This is a genomic window from Catenibacterium sp. AM22-6LB (assembly GCF_003435615.1).
GTDB classification, from domain to species: Bacteria; Bacillota_I; Bacilli_A; order Erysipelotrichales; family Coprobacillaceae; genus Catenibacterium; species Catenibacterium mitsuoka_A.
The window spans coordinates 1-17,848 of record NZ_QTUM01000021.1 but is presented as its reverse complement, the minus strand read 5'-3'; the positions used below and the strand labels follow the sequence as shown (position 1 = coordinate 17,848).

The window sequence follows — 17,848 nt, the reverse complement described above, 5'->3', positions numbered from 1 at the left end:
AAAAGATATTACAAAATAAATAACGAGCCACATATGTGACTCGTCTTTAATTACAACTGTTCTAATATTTTAAGTATTACAATTCCATTTCTTACTGCAAGTATTTCAGGAATATTATCAAAATCTATATCTGTGAGATCTACAATCTTAGATAGACGATAGGAAACAGTTCTAGCATGAATATTCATCAACTCTGAAGTTTTTCTAATACTCTGTTTATTATTCAAATAACATTCCAGAGTACTGATCAACTCACTATTTTTCTTTTTATCCTGTTCATCTAGCTTAATGACTGAATCAGGTATATATTGTCTTAACTCTTCCTTATCATGAATATTGATAAATATCTGGAAGAAACCTAATTTAGCACAATCCACAATAGCTTTACTTCTATCACCCATAACTTCTCTAATTAAATCAATATACTCTAGCGCTACTTTAGAGTCTTTAAAAGAATCTTTTAATCCATGATATCCCTTCACACTTTTTCCTATTCCAATAAGAAGTTCAAACTTCTTATTTCTTCTAGTTAGAGAGTCTTGTATTTCTTTATGAATCTCTTTTAATGTATTTCTAAAGACTTTTTTTACTTCCCAATCTTTTTCGTTATAAAGGTATAAGACAAGATTCCCACTATAATAAACATTTTCTTTAGGAAAATAGCTATACAATGCCTCTGCCACATACTTACTCTCATTCTTCTGAGTAATACTGAAGTTCTCTTTTCTATCCTCAGGTTTTAAATATAAGGTAACAACCCTATATTCATCTTTAACACTTAGATTAAGTAAGTTTGCAACATCATCTTCTTCTGCATTAGACATTGAACCATTCATTAGTCTATAACTTAAATCTCGATAGTATTTGATTTCCAGTTCCCTTTTTGTGACATCCTGAGCTAAAAGATAAAATAAAGCTGTAATTATATTATCTAATGCAACAAAGTCTAATTCATCTAATGGTTCATTTGCTTCTGTAACCACTAGATAATAATTATAATAATTCAGAATATTGATTTGTTGGATATATTCCATATATTCTCTCTTTTGGCATAAATACTCATGTCCACTTATAGTATGAGGTATATATTTTTTAATAATGAGGTCATTGTTTTCTGGACAAGGATAGATACAGTGAAAATTTTCATCATACAAAGAAACAGAGTTACCTACTATAGTCTCTAAATTCTTAAAGAATGTCTCTATTGTTTGTTCGGCATATCTTTCATGCAATAATAAATGATTAATTTGATCTTGAACTATTTTATTATATATATACTTCGCAATAACAAGATCGCACGCATGACATAATACATATTTCAAAACAACCCAATAACTAATATTCTGTGGAAGTTCTAATACAGGTATTCTGTGTTCATCGCAAAAGTGTATGAATAGTTCAAATAACTCCTTCTGATGAACTGTATCATTTCTTCTTTTTACTACAAATCCACTGATTCTCTTCTTATTTAATTCTTCTAGATGGTAGATTACCGTGTTCTTATCAAGATTATCATAAACTCTTAAAGAGGTTAGTAATAACTGACCCCCCCCCGCCAAATTTTCAATATCAATCGTCGAAATAACTCGTGCACCTGTTATTTCTCTACCTAATCCTGCATGATTTATTAATTTTAATCCTTCAAATTGATTCGATTCTACAAAATCTTTAATTGTATATCCCACTGTTATTAATCCTCCATATTATATGATTGTTACATCATGCATCAGAAATATGTAATGTGATGATAATGTCAATTATTTCACATGTCCGATATAAAAGTAATGTAATATGTGTTTTTTGTACTTTATAATAACAATTATAGTATAATTTGGTGCTTTATACTACTTGTACAAATCCTATTTAATACAGTCTACTCTTTTAATTATAGGAGAATATTTGTATTTAACTTCAATTTGATGTATATTAAAAACTCAAGAAAGGGGAGAAACAATATGACTAAAAAGAAGAAATTACGTATACTGCTTACTCTATTAATCGTGTTCTGGATGGGGGTTATATTCTGTTTTTCTAATCAAACAGGTCCTAAAAGTTCCTCTTCTTCTCAATCAGTGATCTATCTTATAGGACATATTTCTAAGACTGTTACAGGACATAATATAGTGAATACATTATCTACAGAAGCTTTTAGCTTCTTAGAATTCATTATTCGTAAATGTGCACATATGTTTGTATATTTCGTTTTAAGTATTCTTACAATGTTGTTGATGTTTACTTATGAAACTTGTCCCTTACGCTTTAAATGCTTTATATCTCTACTAGTGAGTTTCCTCTATGCCTGTTCAGATGAACTTCATCAGTTCTTTGTAGGAGGACGTAGTGCAAGCTTTAGAGATGTCATGATAGATTTTATAGGGGCTTGTATTGGGATATTACTTACTCTTATCATTTATACTCTAATTAAAAAGGCACAGCGTCATTATTAGCTGTGTCTTTCATTTGGCTTAAATTCTACATAGTCATAAGAATCTTCATCTGTATAATGCCACCATTCACCATCGTATCCTATAAAACCATACTTTTCCATTGTTTCTTCTAGTAATAGAACATGTTTAAGAGGATCACCTGTTAACCATGAATAATCTCTACTTGCTTGACTCGTAAAATCATCAAACTCTGTAGGCATCTCAATTTCACTTCCATCACTCTTTACAAGAGTCACATCTAAAACATTTCCAAAATTATGTATCTTTGGACCATTTGTCGGATCAGCAACAAACTCATCATCATGAATCAGTTCCCAGAAGTATTGTTGTGCAGTAAATGGTCTATAGGCATCCCAAATTTTAAGACTATAACCTAGTTCTTTTAATTCTTCCTGAACCTTCTTTAGTTTAAGTGTAGTTCCTTTTCTTAAATACGCTTCATCAAAATCATATACTTTAGTATGTGTAAAATTACGTTCTGTTGCATAATGTAGTTCCACATATATATCAGGTATATAATCTTTCACTCTCACAAAATCACTCTTCATAACTTCTCCAAAAGAAAATCCAGGGAATAACCCTGGATCTTAGTAATTGTTTTTGACATGAATACGTGTAATAGCCTTCTTTAACGCAATTTCAGCACGCTGTAAATCGACTTCTGGATTCTTTGATCTTAATCTCTCTTCAGCTCTTGCCTTTGCTTCTTCAGCTCTACGTAGGTCGATTTCTTCTGGTGATTCAATATCATTCACAATAAGTGTAACAGTGTTATCACCATCTACATAAACAAATCCACTACCAACAGCGAATTCATATTTGTCTTTATCAATCCTATAATTCATTTCGGCGATTTCCACACCACTCGCCAATGGCATATGGTGAGCAAGTATACCCATCTGACCATCAGTTGTTCTAATGTTCAGAATATCTACGTCTACATCCCTGTAGGTACCTTTAGGAGTGACGATATGTAAATGAAATTTACTCACTTAAAGATTCAGCTTTCTTTACTGCTTCTTCAATAGTACCTACATTATGGAAAGCCTGCTCTGGTAAATCGTCATATTTGCCTTCTAGAATTTCTTTAAATCCTTTTACTGTATCATCAACATGTACATACTTACCATCTAAACCTGTGAACTGTTCAGCTACAGTAAATGGCTGTGATAAGAAGTTTCTAATTCTTCTTGCACGTGCAACGATAAGTTTATCTTCTTCACTCAATTCATCCATACCAAGAATTGCGATAATATCCTGTAATTCCTGATATTTCTGTAACATCTGAGTTACTCCATGAGCCACTTCATAATGTTCTTTACCAACAACGTTTGGATCAAGACCTCTAGAAGAAGAGTTTAGTGGATCTACTGCAGGGTAAATACCTAATGCTGCAATACTACGATCAAGTACAACTCTTGCATCAAGGTGTGTGAATGTAGTTGCTGGAGCAGGGTCAGTCATATCATCGGCAGGTACATAAACAGCCTGTACTGATGTGATAGAACCCTGTTTAGTTGAAGTAATACGTTCCTGTAACTGACCCATTTCAGTTGCAAGAGTTGGCTGATAACCTGCCTGAGATGGAACACGTCCAAGTAGGGCAGATACTTCTGAACCAGCCTGAGTGAAACGGAAGATATTATCGATGAATAGTAAGACATCCTGTCCCTGTTCATCACGGAAATATTCCGCCATAGTAAGTGCTGATAATGCAACTCTAAGTCTTGATCCAGGTGGTTCATTCATCTGACCAAACACTAGTGTTGTCTTATCTAATACACCACTTTCTTTCATTTCATAGTACAAATCATTACCTTCACGAGAACGTTCACCAACACCGGCGAATACTGATAAACCGTTATGTTCAGTTGCGATGTTGTTGATGAATTCCTGGATAAGAACTGTCTTACCTACACCGGCACCACCAAACAATCCGATCTTACCACCCTTGATGAATGGACAGATCAAGTCAACGACTTTAATACCTGTTTCAAGAATTTCAGTTTCTGTTCTCTGATCAGCAAATGTAGGTGCTGATCTATGAATTGGCATATGTTTTTCTTCAGTCAATTCATCTTTACCATCAATAGAATGTCCTAATACGTTGAACATTCTACCAAGTGTTTTATTACCTACTGGAACACTAATAGGTGCATTAGTATCCACAGCATCCATACCTCTTGTTAGACCATCAGTAGGACCCATTGCGATACATCTTACAATATCATCACCAATATGCTGAGCAACTTCTACAGTTAACTCTTCACCATGGTTATCAATTTTGATGGCTGTATTTAGATCTGGAAGATCTTTATCAGCAGCAAACTGTACATCGACAACTGGACCCTGAGCCTTGATAATCTTACCAACATTCAAAGACATATGGCACCTCCTTCTTATTGTGCATTGGCACCAGCAACGATTTCACTTACTTCACTTGTAATCGCGCTCTGACGTGCCTGGTTGTATTTTAATAACAACTCATCTGTTAATTCATTCGCATTGTCTGTTGCGTTCTTCATAGATGTTCTTCTAGACGCATTTTCTGCAGTTACTGATTCAATTAAGTAACCATAGATAACCGCCTGTAAATACATCGGAATTAAGCTTCCAAGTACTGATTCAGGACTTGGTTCAAACAATGTATCTTTATGGAATTTCTTATCAGAGACAAGATCTTCAGCCTTAAGTGGAAGAAGAGTCACATCTCTAGGTACGAAAGTTAAATCATTCACATATTCTGTATATACAATATGAATAGACTTAATTTCTTTTTTCTTATAGCCTTCTAGAAGTGAGGCAACTAATCTCACAACACTTCTAAAATCAAGGGTCGTATTAAGGTCTACATAAGTACCATCTACTTCACCTTTAAAATGTTTCTTAAACTGATTTAAGCCTTTATTACCAATCGCAATAATCTTCTTGGCATCATTCACTGATGCTTCAACCTGCTTAAAGATATTTGAGTTATATCCACCACATAGTCCTAAAGTAGAAGTGATAACGATATAAACATCTTCACCCTTATCATTTAATACCAAATAAGGAGAATCAATATCATTTCCTGCAGAAGATAAGATCTGTGCACAAGTATCCTTTACCTGTGTATAATAAGGCTTCATGTCATTCAACTGATTTCTAGTCTTAGAAAGCTTAGAGCTAGCAACAAGTTCCATAGCTCTTGTGATTTTCTTAGTAGATTCAATTGATTTGATACGACGCTTGATGGCTTGCATCTGCCCAGCCATAATTAAGCCTCAGCTTTCTGTAAGTTTTCGAACTGAGTTGTATAAGCCTTAACAGCTTCCTTCAACTTAGCAGTTAATTCATCAGATAATACTTTCTTTTCTCTGATTTCATCAAGAAGATCACTATGTGCAACAGCAAACTTCTCTACTAAACCATCCATGTATTCCTGTACTTTTTCCACTTTAACATTCTTAACGAATCCATTTTCAAGTGCAAATAGAGTAATGATCTGATCAATAACATCTCTTGGTGCATACTGTGCCTGTTTTAATACTTCACGTACACGTTCACCATGTTCAATCGCATTCTTAGTGGCTGCATCTAAGTCAGAACCAAACTGTGCGAATGACTGCATTTCTTCATACTGTGCTAATTCATACTTCAAGTTTCTAGAAACCTGCTTCATAGCCTTGATCTGTGCTGTAGAACCTACACGTGATACAGATAAACCTGTATCAATGGCAGGTCTGAAACCAGCATTGAATAATTCCTGCTGTAAGAAGATCTGACCATCAGTAATAGAAATAACGTTAGTAGGGATATATGCTGAGATATCACCTGCCTGTGTTTCAATGATCGGAAGGGCAGTGATAGAACCTCCGCCATTTTCTTCATTTAAACGACAAGATCTTTCTAATAGTCTTGAATGTAAGTAGAATACATCACCTGGATAAGCTTCACGTCCTGGTGGTCTCTTTAATAATAGAGACACTGTACGATAAGCTACGGCATGCTTACTTAAATCATCATAAACGATTAATACATCCTTACCCTGGTCAAGCCATTCTTCAGCAATAGCACAACCTGCATAAGGAGCAATATACTGAACTGGAGCAAGTTCAGAAGCTGATGCAGAAACAACAACAGTATAATCCATTGCGCCTGCCTTCTTTAATTTTTCAACAACCTGTGCAACTGTAGAATTCTTCTGACCAATTGCAACATAGATACAGTACATATCCTGACCTTTCTGGTTGATGATTGTATCAACAGCGATAGCTGTTTTACCAGTCTGTCTGTCACCGATGATTAACTCACGCTGACCTCTACCAACTGGAATAATTGCATCAATAGTAGTGATACCAGTCTGTACTGGCTGATCTACTGATTTTCTTGTCATAACACCAGGAGCTACTCTTTCGATTGGTCTAGTCTTTGTAGTGATAATTTCACCCTGACCATCAATAGGCTGTCCTAAAGGGTTAACGACACGACCAAGCATTGCATCACCTACAGGTACTTCAATGATCTTACCTGTACGTCTTACTTCGTCGCCTTCTTTAATTTCGTCCGCATTACCTAATAAAGTAACACCAACACTATCTTCATCTAGGTTCATGACCATTCCATAAACATCACCTGGGAAAAGGATCAATTCACCTAGCATTGCATTGTCTAAACCATGAACAACACTGACACCGTCACCAACAGTCATAACTGTTCCGACGTCTTTCTGTTCCATGACATCATCATAATGCTTAATCTGCTCTTTGATTAAAGCACTGATTTCATCGGGTCTTAATGCCACTTGCGTCACCTACTTTCTCAACAGCTCAGTCTTGAGCTTGCTGACTTTGTTCTTTAATGAACCATCATAGACACGGTTCTCAATCTGAACCTTAACACCACCAATAAGTGTCTTATCTTCAACAGTTCTTAAAGTAATTGTTTTGTTTTCTTTCTGAGAAATCGCTTCTTCAATTGCCTTAACCTGTTCATCGCTTAATGCGAAAGGTGTGAAGATAACGCCTTCCTCGATACCAAGATGCTTATTACTCATCTTAATAAAGCTTTTTGTAATAGGCGCAATGTATCTTGTTCTTCTTTTCTTTACAAGCAGTTTAAGAAAATTCAATACATAATGATTTACCGAAGTGCCAAAACCTTTATCGAGTAATGCACACTTTGCTTCATCATCTACAAGCACATGAGAGAAGAATTTTTCAAATTCTGGATTACTTTCTAAAACTGTATCAACTAGTTTCATGTCTGCTAGATAACCTTCTAGCGCATGATCTTCTAACGCTAACTGATATAAGCTTTCAGCATAACGTTCTGCAACATTTGCATCCATTAGTTAATAACCTGTTTTACGAAATCATCTACTAAAGCTTTATTGGCTTCAGTATTCATATTCTGATCCATGACTTTAGTAGCCACTTCAACAGCAACATCCACAATTTCTTTCTTCATTTCATCCTGTGCTGCAAGCTTTTCAGATTCAATTTCATGGCGAGCCTGTTCAATCTTTTCTTGAGCCTGCTTGTTAGCTTCATCCATGATTTTACTCTTAGCCTTTACGGCATCTTCCTTAGCCTGATCTATGATTTCTTTATACTGTTTTGCAGCTTCTTTAGCCTGCTTTTCACTTTCTAGAAGATATTCAGATGCTTTTTCATTCTTAGCCTTCGCATCATTGATATTACCTTCTATAAAATCAGCTCTCTTCTGGAAGAATTCTAATACATAATTCCATAAATATTTCTTGAACAGAAGAAGCATGATTGCAGTGGAACATAACTGAACAATCATAGTGGTAGGGTTTGGAAATAACTTTGCGGCTATATCTGGCATAGTTTTTTCCTCCTTAAACTATTTTTTATTTGAATACGAATAATAAGATGAAAGAAATAAGTAAACCATAGAGGGCTACTGTTTCTGTTAAGGCGATACCTAAGATCATAGTAGTACGGATCTTGCTTTCAGCCTCAGGATTTCTTCCAATTGCAGATACTGCATGAGCGGCAACTAAACCTTCACCAATACCTGTACCTAAACCTGCAAGTACTGCAATACCAGCAGCGATTGCAATTAAACCTCTTGTCATAATCAATTTCCTCCTATTGACATTTTTTTTCATTTATTCTTCATCTGGATTTTCATTAGAAATCAGAATTGAAGATAGTGTAACGAATACCAGTGCTTGTACACATCCAGAGAATACATCGAAATAACAATGTAATAGTGGTGCTACCACTGGTCCTAAAAAGTTGAATGGAATCAACTTGTAACTTAAGAATGATGTTGCCTGATATACTAAGGCCATAATAAATGTACCACTCAATAAGTTACAGAAAATACGCATTGATATAGAAATCAATGGTGAAATCAAACCAAATAGGTTTGTTGGGGGAATCAAAGTTCCCTTAATATAACTGCCAACACCCTGATACTTAATCGCATTAATCTGAATTAATACCCATGTAATTAATGTTAAGGATAACGTGATTGAGTAGTTAGTGGTTGGCGCATCAAAACCTGTTAATCCAAATAAGTTAGAAACCAACAGCCATGCAAATAACATAGAGAAATAAGGATAGTAGTTCTTCGCATATTTCTTAGGCATAATTGTGCCCATGTAATCATAAACCATCTTAATGGCGGTTTCAACGACAAGTACCACACCCTTTGGTCTCTTAGTTGGATCTGCTTCTCTTATTTTTTTACCTGCATAAACAAAGAAAATAGAAAGTAGCACAGTCACAATCAATGATGATATCAGTTCTGGCTGAATAGTGATTTTCATTATCTCATACGCCTCCTTTCTCCATATGCATGTATATAAATAGAAATCTTTACTACTAGATAGCCCAGAAATACAGTATACATATTTACTATTTCTGGAAAGAATCCAGCTATCGCAAAACCTACTGCAAATATAAACAATTTAGTCATAAATAACATAACCGCAATTGTCTTACCTGCAGTTTGGATAGAAAGTATTGTATCAGTCATCTTCATATTGATCTGTAAAATTAATAAATCAATAAGATAACCTAATACAAACCCTACGCAGTAGCTGATTGAATGAAGAATGATGGAAAGTATAACCGCAGGAATCAATCCTGCAAGAAATACTTTAACAGAAGTTCTTCTTACTTCATATTCATCAAATCCCATTAATTAGTACCAAACAAGCGGTCTCCCGCATCTCCTAAACCTGGTACAATATATCCCTTGTCATTTAGTTTTTCATCTAATGCAGCTAAAGTAAGCTTAACATCTGGATGATGTTCTTCAATGTATTTCACACCTTCAGGTGCACCTACAAGGCAGACAAGTTCAATATCCTTCGCACCACGATCTTTAATATTCTGGATAGCCATATCAGCTGAACCACCAGTAGCAAGCATAGGATCAAGAACAATAACCTTTGCGTTCTCTAATCCCTTAGGAAATTTAGCATAATATTCATGAGGAATCAATGTTTCTTCATCTCTATACATACCAATATGACCTACTTTCGCAGTTGGTATGATTCTTCTGAAGCCATCTACAAGACCCACACCAGCACGTAAGATAGGTACAAGAATAATATCCTTGTCTAGTTCATAACCAATTGTCTTACAAATAGGTGTTTCAATTTCCTTTTCTTTTAAAGGATAATCTTTTGTGACTTCATAAGCCATCAACATTGCGATTTCATCAAGATTCTGCTTAAAAATATAGTTTGATGTCTTTTCTTCTCTCATAATTGAGAGTTTGTGTTTAATTAATGCATGATTGAGTACTTTAACCATTTTATGGCCTCCTAGTATTTAATATCGTCATACATAGTCACTTTATCAGTTAACTTCTTTACTCTTGCAAGACATTCATTCTTTACTTCATCAGTTTCTTCATTCTTTAAACGATAAGCAATAATCTTTCCAACTTCTCTGAAGTCATCTTCCTTGAATCCTTTTGTGGTCATTGCTGGTGTACCAACACGGATTCCAGAAGCCTTGAAAGGTTTTTCTGTATCGAAAGGAATCGCATTCTTATTAGCTGTAATATTGATTTCATCAAGTAATCTCTGAGCCTTCTTACCTGTAATACCACAGCTGCTCTTTACATCAATAAGTAATAGGTGATTATCAGTACCACCAGTTACAAGACGGAATCCTTCTTCCTTTAAAGATTCTTCTAAAGCTTTTGCATTCTTAATGATTTGATGACTATATTCCTTGAATTCAGGCTGTAATGCTTCATAGAAGCAAGCCGCTTTTGCTGCAATAATATGCATAAGAGGTCCACCCTGCATACCAGGGAAAACAGCTCTATCAATATCTTTTGCATACTTTTCCTTACACATGATGACACCACCTCTAGGACCTCTTAAAGTCTTATGAGTTGTAGTAGTCACGATATCTGCATAAGGGAATGGAGATGGATGATCTCCTGCAGCAACTAAACCAGCGATATGTGCCATATCTACCATAAAGATAGCTCCAACACTATGTGCTACTTCAGCCATGAATTTGAAATCAATAGTTCTTGCATAAGCACTTGCCCCTGCAACAACTAACTTAGGTTTGATTTCTTCACATAATCTCTTATATTCATCATAATCAATTCTTTCTGTTTCCTTATCAACACCATAAGCATGGAATTCATAAGTCTTACCAGAGTAGTTTAATGGATGTCCATGAGTTAAATGCCCACCATCATTTAAAGACATACCTAGTACTTTATCACCTGGCTGTAATAAAGCAAAATAAACAGCTGTATTCGCTTGTGCACCAGAATGAGGCTGAACATTTGCATACTCACAGCCAAATAACTTCTTAAGTCTTTCCTGTGCCAATGTTTCTACTTCATCCACAAACTGACATCCACCATAATATCTCTTAGCTGGATATCCTTCAGCATATTTATTTGTTAGAACTGAGCCCGCAAGCTCCATGATTTCTTTAGATACAAAGTTTTCGGAAGCAATTAATTCAATATTGTTTCTTTGTCTATTCAATTCTCGCTCAACACTCGCAAATACTTCTGTATCTCTCATAATGCTTACTCCTTTTCTAAAGCCATCATTTTTTCAATTCTCTTAACATGTCTTCCACCTTCAAACTCAGTATGTAGCCATGCATTAAGAATCTCAACAGCGAGTCCTTCTCCAATAACTCTCTGTCCCATTGCAATCATGTTAGTATCATTATGAGCTCTTGTCGCTTTTGCACTAAATACATCATGACATAATGCGCAGCGGATACCATCTACCTTATTACATGTAATTGATACACCAATGCCTGTTCCACAAACAACGACACCTTTCTCACATTCTCCTGATGCAACAGCTTTAGCTGCCTTAGATGCATAATCAGGATAATCACAAGAGTCTTCAGTATAAGTACCATAGTCTACAACTTCATAACCCTGTTTCTTCATTTCATCAATAAGAACATTCTTTAAACGTAATCCACCATGATCACAAGCGACTGCAATTTTCATAATATACCTCCTCGATTTCTTCTTTGGTAATTAAACCTTCTCTTAGTATTCTCACATCACCTTGACTTAAATCCACGACTGTAGATGCAGTTGCCGAAGCAGTCTGTCCTCTGACAACCATATCAATCTGTCCATCAAGCTGTGCAAGTACTTCTTTTTCGTTTGTCGTATTCCCTTGGCCAGATAAATTAGCACTTGTTACTGATAAAGGCCCTGTCTGATCAATGAGTGACAAAACGAAAGAACTGTCTGGGATTCTAATACCTATTGTATCTTTTCCACTAACATGTCTCGAATCCACACTGTCCAGTCTTTTTAATACGATTGTCATTCTACCTGGCATAAACTTATCAATCACTCTCTGGGTACCCTCGTCTACTAAGCCATACTTCTTTACATCATCTTTTTTTGACAACATAAGAGTCACTGCTTTATTCGGGTTACGTTTCTTGATTTCCATAATTCTATCAAGACCCTTCAAATCATTGAATAAGCAGGCAACGCCATAAACAGTTTCCGTAGGAAATGCAACAATCTTCCCATCTCTTACTGCACTTACTAATAAATCCATCTGTTCTGGTTCTATAACCTGTGTCATTAAAATCACCTCATATCGGTATTATTCTAACACAAAAACTTTCTTAAAAACATATATTTATCGCTTTCAAACATACCCTTTTCTACTTACACTTTGACCTATCTGTCAATTATTTATTCAAACTTAATCTTTTGTATATGAATTCTTTATAGAATATCTTATATAATGAATAAAAGGAGGCTTTTTGTCGTGAAAAAAAAGAACGTAATTATTGGTACAATAGGCGCAGCCGCTGCGGCATCTGCCACTTATCTTGCAGCAGGGCGCATTGCGATAGAAAAAGTATGTACAAGATGCAAAGAAGAAAAAGTAGGATTAAAACATCCAATGAGTGAAGATGATAAACAATGGCTAGATCATCAGACATTTATAGATATGGAAATCACTTCTTATGATGGATTAAAGCTAGAAGGGCAGTTCCTTCCTTATCCTGATTCTAATAAATTAGTGATCTGTGTTCATGGATTCCATTCTTACCATTATCGTGAGTTTGCATATTATATTCGTTTCTATCATGAACTTGGTTATAATATCCTTCTTCCAGATAATAGAGCACATGGACAGTCAGAAGGACATTATATTGGTTTTGGATGGTTGGATCGTCTAGATATATTAGAATGGATTAAAAAAATGGAAGAGTACTTCCATAATGAACCTATGAGCATTGTCTTACATGGTATATCCATGGGTGGGGCAACAGTCCTCATGGTAAGTGGTGAAGAATTATCTGATAATGTGAAAGCTATTGTCGCTGATTGCAGCTATACAAGTGCTTATGATGAATTCAAATACTACTTAAAGAATAAAGGATGTCCACCATTCTTATTACTTCCTAGTGCTACATTATTATCAAAAAAGACAGTAGGGTATAACTTCAAACAGGCCAGTGCAGTCAATCAAGTCAAGAAGTCTAAAACACCTACATTATTTATACATGGTAACCAGGATCACTTTGTGCCTACTTACATGGCATTAGAACTCTATAATGCCTGTCAGGCAGAAAAGAAATTACTTATTGTGAATGATGCCGCACATGGTGAATCTTATCATAAAGAGAAGAAACTTGTTCAAAGCAATATTGCTCATTTCTTAGAGAAATATGTAGACTAAATAGACCGAGCGATTATAAAAGGGTCTTTAATTTTTGTAGGGGTCAGACCTTCGCTCTAAATATTTGGGGGTCTTGGAAACAGCACCTTTAAATCTGTGGGGGTCACACTGCGGCTCCCACTTTTTTAAGTATTTTTGTGTAATTAAAAACCTTTCGCTGTATCATTAATTTGCTCATATTAAATCAAAGCGAAAGGAGATCACAAATTGAATAATGATCTAAAAATTATTTTAGGGGATTATGAATCCTTTGTACAGTCTCATACGATTGAAATTAATGAAAAAGAAGTGATTTATTGTATCACGCTTAAGAGAACCATTATCTCCTGTCCAGAATGCAGCAGTAGAATAAATATTAAGGACTATAGAAAATGTAAAGTCATACATAACATGATAGGAAGCAAGAACACTTCTCTAATACTTAAAAAGAGAAGATTAGTATGTCCGCAATGTAATAAGGTAGTGACAGAGGAAAACCCATTTACAGAGAAAAGTCATAGTAGATTATCTCAAACCTCAGAACTGGAAATCATGAACAAACTTAAAGAACCTACAACTACTTTTTCACTGGTTGCTAGATTCTTTAACACAAGTCCTACTAAAGTCGTTGAAATATTCGATAAGTATGGTCAGATGCATAGACAGCCTTTACCTGATATTATATGCATTGATGAGAAGCACTGGAGACATAAGGGACAAAACAGATACATGTGTGTTATTCTTGATTTTAAGACCGTGGAAATTGTAGATATCATTGATGGAAGAACCAAGAAGGCATGGTCAAGTTATACTCAGATAATCAATAAAAAAGAACTCGCTAAAGGGCAGTCATTTCTGACTGCCCTTTACAAGTGGAAACCCCCAAATATTTAAAGCGAGTTTTCTATTGACCTCCCTTTAAAAATTAAAGGTTCCAAAGAAGCAGGTTTCCAAAGTATCATTGTGTTTTATTTCTTAACTGCTTTATGTCAAATATAAGCGAAATGCCTACTACTAATACTGTCTCAACTATACATACTGTCATTGTTTCATTCATTACTAAATTAATAATCACAATCCAAATAGCAAACAAAATATTTTTACATGCAATACGAATCAAATCTTTCTTTTTCATAAGTATCCACTCCTTCTATGCATAATTTGTGATTAACTTTCTACTATGTAAAATACTTCATAACTTTTTTTGCTCTGCTATTATTTACTACCTTCAACATTTCTTATCCTCGTTTCTCTTATGTGATATCGTATATCTACAATGTATAACTTAATTTGTTACATTCAAGAAAACAGGATTTAAATACACTTTTTGCGAATAAAACGCAAGACCTCGCTAATTTCGAATAATAGATTAATTATAATTCAAACACTACTGTAGCAACTATTATGCTTTTCCGTTTTTATTCAAAAGATAGGATTTATGATACATCCTCTAACTTAAAATGGATATCATTATTTTCGGTTTTGACTATTAAACGCTTTTTTTCTGTATCATTATTTAAGTTAAATGTAAATTCTATTTCATTGTCTGTGATCTTTATAATTTTTGAATTTTTATTTAATGTTGTACCGATTTCAGGGGCTATCCCTATCCTATAGTATTGCTTACCAATAATAACCCCTATACCATGTCTTTCTATTAACTCTTTATCTTGATATAGATAAGCCATAGAAATCAGACCATCACTTTCTTTAATATCCACATATTCTGTAGCTGTTCCAGTTTCAAGTAATTCACTATACTTTTCTAATTCTTTAGTTTTTTTATTTAACTGCACTATGGTTGTAGCTTTATTTTTATTTTCAATAAACAAATATCCATTAAAAACAAATGAAAATCCCAATAAAAGTATAATGATTAGATTCTTAGTTTTAGTTTTCATATATACTTTCTCCTGTTTTATAAATCTTTATTTGCATTTATTATAATAATATTGCATGTATTACATTTGTATGCATCAATTTTGTCACCTTTGTAGTAGCTAAAATCTCATAACTTGATATCATCCTCCCCAATATGCCATTTATTCGTCATAAATGGTAGTTTTTCAGGATTTGGTGACCATGTAAGAGCCTCACCCCTTGTTTTAATCTGACTACTCCCACGGGCAAGCCCGTGGGGTTCTGATTGCCAAGTGTAGCTTGTAATCGTACATCATTTTCAGACTTTGGAGTTACAAGTGTAAATCTATTTGAATCAGAACTTTCATTACCAAGCAGTCCTACGACCACATTGGCGGTAAATTTCTACTTTCGTAAGGAAGTATAATCAATCTCCCTGGATATGTTTTACGCTATCTTAATTCCGCTATTTAATACCTTGATCTCGTTAGCCTTAATCCATTCGATTAGGGCTTTTTCTTTGCTGTAACACTTATCAAATTCAGAAATGCATCTGTTTTTATTTATATCTTCGGTTCTGTAATCGGAACAGTATAATAGGAATGATGAATACCAGTCTCTTTGTACCTCAGTACCATCTTGCAGCTTAAACATTCGGTCAGATAATCTCTTTTTAATATAGTCATCAACAGTATGATCATATTGACTTGCTCTGTAATCATTAGATACTTCAATATATATACCACCTGATACCTTGAATTTCTGTTCTACAGCAGCTTGAAACCCCGAAGGACATCTATTCTTTATGGATCTGCCAAAACGCTTTTTCCTATTAAACTTGCCTTTGCTATTGACCGTAGTTTCTTTGACTCGTCTCATAAGCTTACCTGCATTTTTAGGTTCTGTGATAAATACATCTCCAAGACTTCTTAAATGGTTGGCGTCTTCATTTATTGCAAGCTGTCTGTTTATGGCATTGATGCGACATAATTCAGAATGCTTTGTTTTCAGCTTCTTATAATGATTTGAATATTTCCAGGTTTTGCAGCCTTTTTTAACAGTACCATCATCATTATAATTCTGTGGATTAGTTGCACGTCTTGACCTGTCCATAGCACGGTATAGCAGACGTTCTTTTCTCTCAGAAGTCTGAATACTGTTGCCACGCTCTGAAAGGTTTTTTAGACCGACTTCCGTATCAGATGTATAAGCAACAGTCTGTGTACCTATATCAGCACCGATCATTCCTTCGCCATATTTATGTCTTGGATTGCCATGCTTATCATATTTTGGCTTCGCTTTACCCTCAATAGTAAGATGCAGATATACTCTGTATTTACCTCTTATCATCCTGGGAACAAGCGTAGCATAGCAGGGTCTATATGTATCTATGCAATAGCCATCTTTAATAAGAGTATTAACAGCCCTGTCATCCAAAATCTCAGATTCGGCAAGATATGATAAAACCGCATCTACTTCATCCTGTTGAAATCTATCATTTATTTGTATTCCAAATACAGTCCTGCCAAGTTTGAAATGAAGTTTATTATCTGTAACAGATATAGGTATACCACGATTGATCTGCTTTGCACGAATACAAGGCAGTTCTCCATATCTTGAGAAATGAATGGCATTACCATTACCATATAAGCATTTCTCAATACCACGCCATATATCTTCAGCTTTAGTCAGAGCGAATACAGCGTCTACACCATATTTCTTGCCTATTGGAATCATGGACGTTCTGCAGTATTCCCATGTAATATTATAAGCTTTCTGCATTTCATTAAGTTGTTTGGCATAAGTTTTTCGTTTATTCTTATCTTTAGAATTACCATAAAGAAACAGTAATTTACGGTATCTCTTTGTACGCATAAGCTGGTTATAATTCTTTCTCATAAGACCAACAAGCTCATTCCCAGCTTTGCGTATCTTATCAGAAAGAGCCACTACTTTAATCACATCAGAATAAGGCATATCGGTTTCTACAGCCAGGATATGCCTGTCAGAAAATTTATGAAATTGTTTAAGAATCCTTTTGTATTCTTCGTCAGTTATCATTTTTCTGCTCCTTAATATTATCTTAATTACTGTAGATACAAAATATCCTCTAGACCATAAAATACCGCATCCTGCAGAATTGTATTAATTGTGGAAATGCCTTGAATAGTTCAATAGCACTTATATCTTTAAAAGTTCTTACAGCATCACAGGCAGCAACAGTTTATGATACATCTACAAAGATATGTATATGGTCAGGCTTCACTTCAAGAGCCTTAATGTGGTAATGGATTTTTCTGTAATATCTGTTTCAATATTTCCTCTACATTACCGCAAACAAATAAGGAGGGTTACCTATGAATAGAATAATAAAAATTGGGATGGA

21 protein-coding genes and 1 pseudogene are annotated in these 17,848 nt (G+C 34.8%); 3 read left to right on the top strand and 19 right to left on the bottom strand.

All coding sequences use genetic code 11. From position 1 onward, the window contains the following. Window positions 1-50: 50 nt before the first annotated feature. Entirely contained in the window at window positions 51-1,685 is a 1,635-nt protein-coding gene (locus tag DW269_RS06190) for a PucR family transcriptional regulator (RefSeq protein ID WP_117458992.1), read from the bottom strand. Between the two features lie 270 nt (window positions 1,686-1,955). Here DW269_RS06190 and DW269_RS06185 point away from each other — a divergent pair, with 270 nt between their 5' ends. Then, window positions 1,956-2,447: a VanZ family protein gene (locus DW269_RS06185; RefSeq protein ID WP_158546318.1), complete on the top strand. Its 492-nt coding sequence runs from the start codon at window positions 1,956-1,958 to the stop codon at window positions 2,445-2,447. Here DW269_RS06185 and DW269_RS06180 read toward each other — a convergent pair. From DW269_RS06180 to DW269_RS06115, 14 genes are read right to left on the bottom strand one after another with little or no spacing between them, the layout of a single operon-like run. Continuing rightward, the gene (locus tag DW269_RS06180; protein WP_117458990.1) at window positions 2,444-2,995 is read right to left on the bottom strand and encodes a M15 family metallopeptidase; all 552 of its coding nucleotides are present in this window, start codon (window positions 2,993-2,995) and stop codon (window positions 2,444-2,446) included. The genes DW269_RS06185 and DW269_RS06180 overlap by 4 nt on opposite strands. A gap of 39 nt (window positions 2,996-3,034) precedes the next feature. Then, on the bottom strand, window positions 3,035-3,439 hold the full coding sequence (gene atpC / locus DW269_RS06175) for an ATP synthase F1 subunit epsilon (RefSeq protein WP_117458989.1): 405 nt from the start codon (window positions 3,437-3,439) through the stop codon (window positions 3,035-3,037). Further along, window positions 3,432-4,832, bottom strand: a complete 1,401-nt coding sequence (atpD, locus tag DW269_RS06170) for a F0F1 ATP synthase subunit beta (RefSeq protein WP_117458988.1) — start codon at window positions 4,830-4,832, stop codon at window positions 3,432-3,434. The genes atpC and atpD overlap by 8 nt, the downstream gene beginning before the upstream one ends. A gap of 14 nt (window positions 4,833-4,846) precedes the next feature. Beyond that, window positions 4,847-5,701, bottom strand: a complete 855-nt coding sequence (atpG, locus tag DW269_RS06165) for an ATP synthase F1 subunit gamma (protein WP_006506964.1) — start codon at window positions 5,699-5,701, stop codon at window positions 4,847-4,849. Between the two features lie 2 nt (window positions 5,702-5,703). After that, entirely contained in the window at window positions 5,704-7,230 is a 1,527-nt protein-coding gene (atpA, locus tag DW269_RS06160; RefSeq protein ID WP_022425537.1) for a F0F1 ATP synthase subunit alpha, read from the bottom strand. Window positions 7,231-7,239: 9 nt separating this feature from the next. Continuing rightward, a complete protein-coding gene (locus DW269_RS06155; RefSeq protein WP_117458987.1) occupies window positions 7,240-7,776 on the bottom strand; it encodes a F0F1 ATP synthase subunit delta in 537 nt (178 codons plus the stop codon). Further along, entirely contained in the window at window positions 7,776-8,276 is a 501-nt protein-coding gene (gene atpF, locus DW269_RS06150; RefSeq protein ID WP_117458986.1) for a F0F1 ATP synthase subunit B, read from the bottom strand. The genes DW269_RS06155 and atpF overlap by 1 nt, the downstream gene beginning before the upstream one ends. A 25-nt stretch (window positions 8,277-8,301) precedes the next feature. Continuing rightward, window positions 8,302-8,529 carry an ATP synthase F0 subunit C gene (atpE, locus tag DW269_RS06145; RefSeq protein ID WP_006506960.1) on the bottom strand — a complete coding sequence of 76 codons (228 nt, stop codon included), beginning with the start codon at window positions 8,527-8,529 and terminating at the stop codon, window positions 8,302-8,304. A 33-nt stretch (window positions 8,530-8,562) separates the two neighbouring features. Next, window positions 8,563-9,228 (bottom strand): F0F1 ATP synthase subunit A, encoded by a 666-nt coding sequence (locus tag DW269_RS06140; protein ID WP_117458985.1) that lies wholly within the window; start codon window positions 9,226-9,228, stop codon window positions 8,563-8,565. Next, complete coding sequence (locus DW269_RS06135; protein WP_117458984.1) at window positions 9,228-9,602, bottom strand: hypothetical protein; 375 nt, start codon at window positions 9,600-9,602, stop codon at window positions 9,228-9,230. Before DW269_RS06135 ends, DW269_RS06140 begins: the two co-directional genes overlap by 1 nt. Further along, window positions 9,602-10,222 (bottom strand): uracil phosphoribosyltransferase, encoded by a 621-nt coding sequence (upp, locus tag DW269_RS06130; RefSeq protein ID WP_117458983.1) that lies wholly within the window; start codon window positions 10,220-10,222, stop codon window positions 9,602-9,604. Before upp ends, DW269_RS06135 begins: the two co-directional genes overlap by 1 nt. Before the next feature lie 11 nt (window positions 10,223-10,233). Then, window positions 10,234-11,469 (bottom strand): serine hydroxymethyltransferase, encoded by a 1,236-nt coding sequence (gene glyA, locus DW269_RS06125; protein ID WP_117458982.1) that lies wholly within the window; start codon window positions 11,467-11,469, stop codon window positions 10,234-10,236. Between the two features lie 5 nt (window positions 11,470-11,474). Further along, window positions 11,475-11,915, bottom strand: coding sequence for a ribose 5-phosphate isomerase B (rpiB, locus tag DW269_RS06120; RefSeq protein ID WP_117458981.1), 441 nt, complete (start codon window positions 11,913-11,915; stop codon window positions 11,475-11,477). Then, window positions 11,893-12,513 carry an L-threonylcarbamoyladenylate synthase gene (locus DW269_RS06115; protein WP_117458980.1) on the bottom strand — a complete coding sequence of 207 codons (621 nt, stop codon included), beginning with the start codon at window positions 12,511-12,513 and terminating at the stop codon, window positions 11,893-11,895. Before DW269_RS06115 ends, rpiB begins: the two co-directional genes overlap by 23 nt. 189 nt (window positions 12,514-12,702) lie before the next feature. Between DW269_RS06115 and DW269_RS06110 the strand changes: the two genes are divergently transcribed. Next, window positions 12,703-13,623 carry an alpha/beta hydrolase gene (locus DW269_RS06110; RefSeq protein WP_233502446.1) on the top strand — a complete coding sequence of 307 codons (921 nt, stop codon included), beginning with the start codon at window positions 12,703-12,705 and terminating at the stop codon, window positions 13,621-13,623. Between the two features lie 207 nt (window positions 13,624-13,830). After that, window positions 13,831-14,496: a transposase family protein gene (locus DW269_RS12960; protein ID WP_233503274.1), complete on the top strand. Its 666-nt coding sequence runs from the start codon at window positions 13,831-13,833 to the stop codon at window positions 14,494-14,496. Between the two features lie 64 nt (window positions 14,497-14,560). On the opposite strand, the gene DW269_RS12600 is transcribed toward DW269_RS12960, so the two are convergent. From DW269_RS12600 to DW269_RS06090, 4 genes and pseudogenes are all read right to left on the bottom strand, one after another. Continuing rightward, window positions 14,561-14,737, bottom strand: a complete 177-nt coding sequence (locus DW269_RS12600; protein ID WP_158546317.1) for a hypothetical protein — start codon at window positions 14,735-14,737, stop codon at window positions 14,561-14,563. A 301-nt stretch (window positions 14,738-15,038) separates the two neighbouring features. After that, window positions 15,039-15,503, bottom strand: coding sequence for a cell wall metabolism sensor histidine kinase WalK (locus DW269_RS06100; protein WP_117458979.1), 465 nt, complete (start codon window positions 15,501-15,503; stop codon window positions 15,039-15,041). 17 nt (window positions 15,504-15,520) lie between these two features. After that, window positions 15,521-15,595, bottom strand: a pseudogene (locus tag DW269_RS13195) (hypothetical protein); the annotation flags it as partial. A gap of 314 nt (window positions 15,596-15,909) precedes the next feature. Next, entirely contained in the window at window positions 15,910-17,523 is a 1,614-nt protein-coding gene (locus DW269_RS06090; protein WP_199412126.1) for a hypothetical protein, read from the bottom strand. Window positions 17,524-17,848: the final 325 nt, after the last annotated feature.

Coding starts and splice junctions, on each gene's coding strand:
- DW269_RS06155 (WP_117458987.1), bottom strand. CDS start 7,776: ATGGATGCAAATGTTGCAGAACGTTATGCTGAAAGCTTATATCAGTTA.
- DW269_RS06140 (WP_117458985.1), bottom strand. CDS start 9,228: ATGAAAATCACTATTCAGCCAGAACTGATATCATCATTGATTGTGACT.
- atpF (WP_117458986.1), bottom strand. CDS start 8,276: ATGCCAGATATAGCCGCAAAGTTATTTCCAAACCCTACCACTATGATT.
- DW269_RS06180 (WP_117458990.1), bottom strand. CDS start 2,995: ATGAAGAGTGATTTTGTGAGAGTGAAAGATTATATACCTGATATATAT.
- DW269_RS06185 (WP_158546318.1), top strand. CDS start 1,956: ATGACTAAAAAGAAGAAATTACGTATACTGCTTACTCTATTAATCGTG.
- atpG (WP_006506964.1), bottom strand. CDS start 5,701: ATGGCTGGGCAGATGCAAGCCATCAAGCGTCGTATCAAATCAATTGAA.
- upp (WP_117458983.1), bottom strand. CDS start 10,222: ATGGTTAAAGTACTCAATCATGCATTAATTAAACACAAACTCTCAATT.
- glyA (WP_117458982.1), bottom strand. CDS start 11,469: ATGAGAGATACAGAAGTATTTGCGAGTGTTGAGCGAGAATTGAATAGA.
- DW269_RS06100 (WP_117458979.1), bottom strand. CDS start 15,503: ATGAAAACTAAAACTAAGAATCTAATCATTATACTTTTATTGGGATTT.
- rpiB (WP_117458981.1), bottom strand. CDS start 11,915: ATGAAAATTGCAGTCGCTTGTGATCATGGTGGATTACGTTTAAAGAAT.
- DW269_RS12600 (WP_158546317.1), bottom strand. CDS start 14,737: ATGAAAAAGAAAGATTTGATTCGTATTGCATGTAAAAATATTTTGTTT.
- atpD (WP_117458988.1), bottom strand. CDS start 4,832: ATGTCTTTGAATGTTGGTAAGATTATCAAGGCTCAGGGTCCAGTTGTC.
- DW269_RS06090 (WP_199412126.1), bottom strand. CDS start 17,523: ATGATAACTGACGAAGAATACAAAAGGATTCTTAAACAATTTCATAAA.
- DW269_RS06135 (WP_117458984.1), bottom strand. CDS start 9,602: ATGGGATTTGATGAATATGAAGTAAGAAGAACTTCTGTTAAAGTATTT.
- atpE (WP_006506960.1), bottom strand. CDS start 8,529: ATGACAAGAGGTTTAATTGCAATCGCTGCTGGTATTGCAGTACTTGCA.
- DW269_RS06115 (WP_117458980.1), bottom strand. CDS start 12,513: ATGACACAGGTTATAGAACCAGAACAGATGGATTTATTAGTAAGTGCA.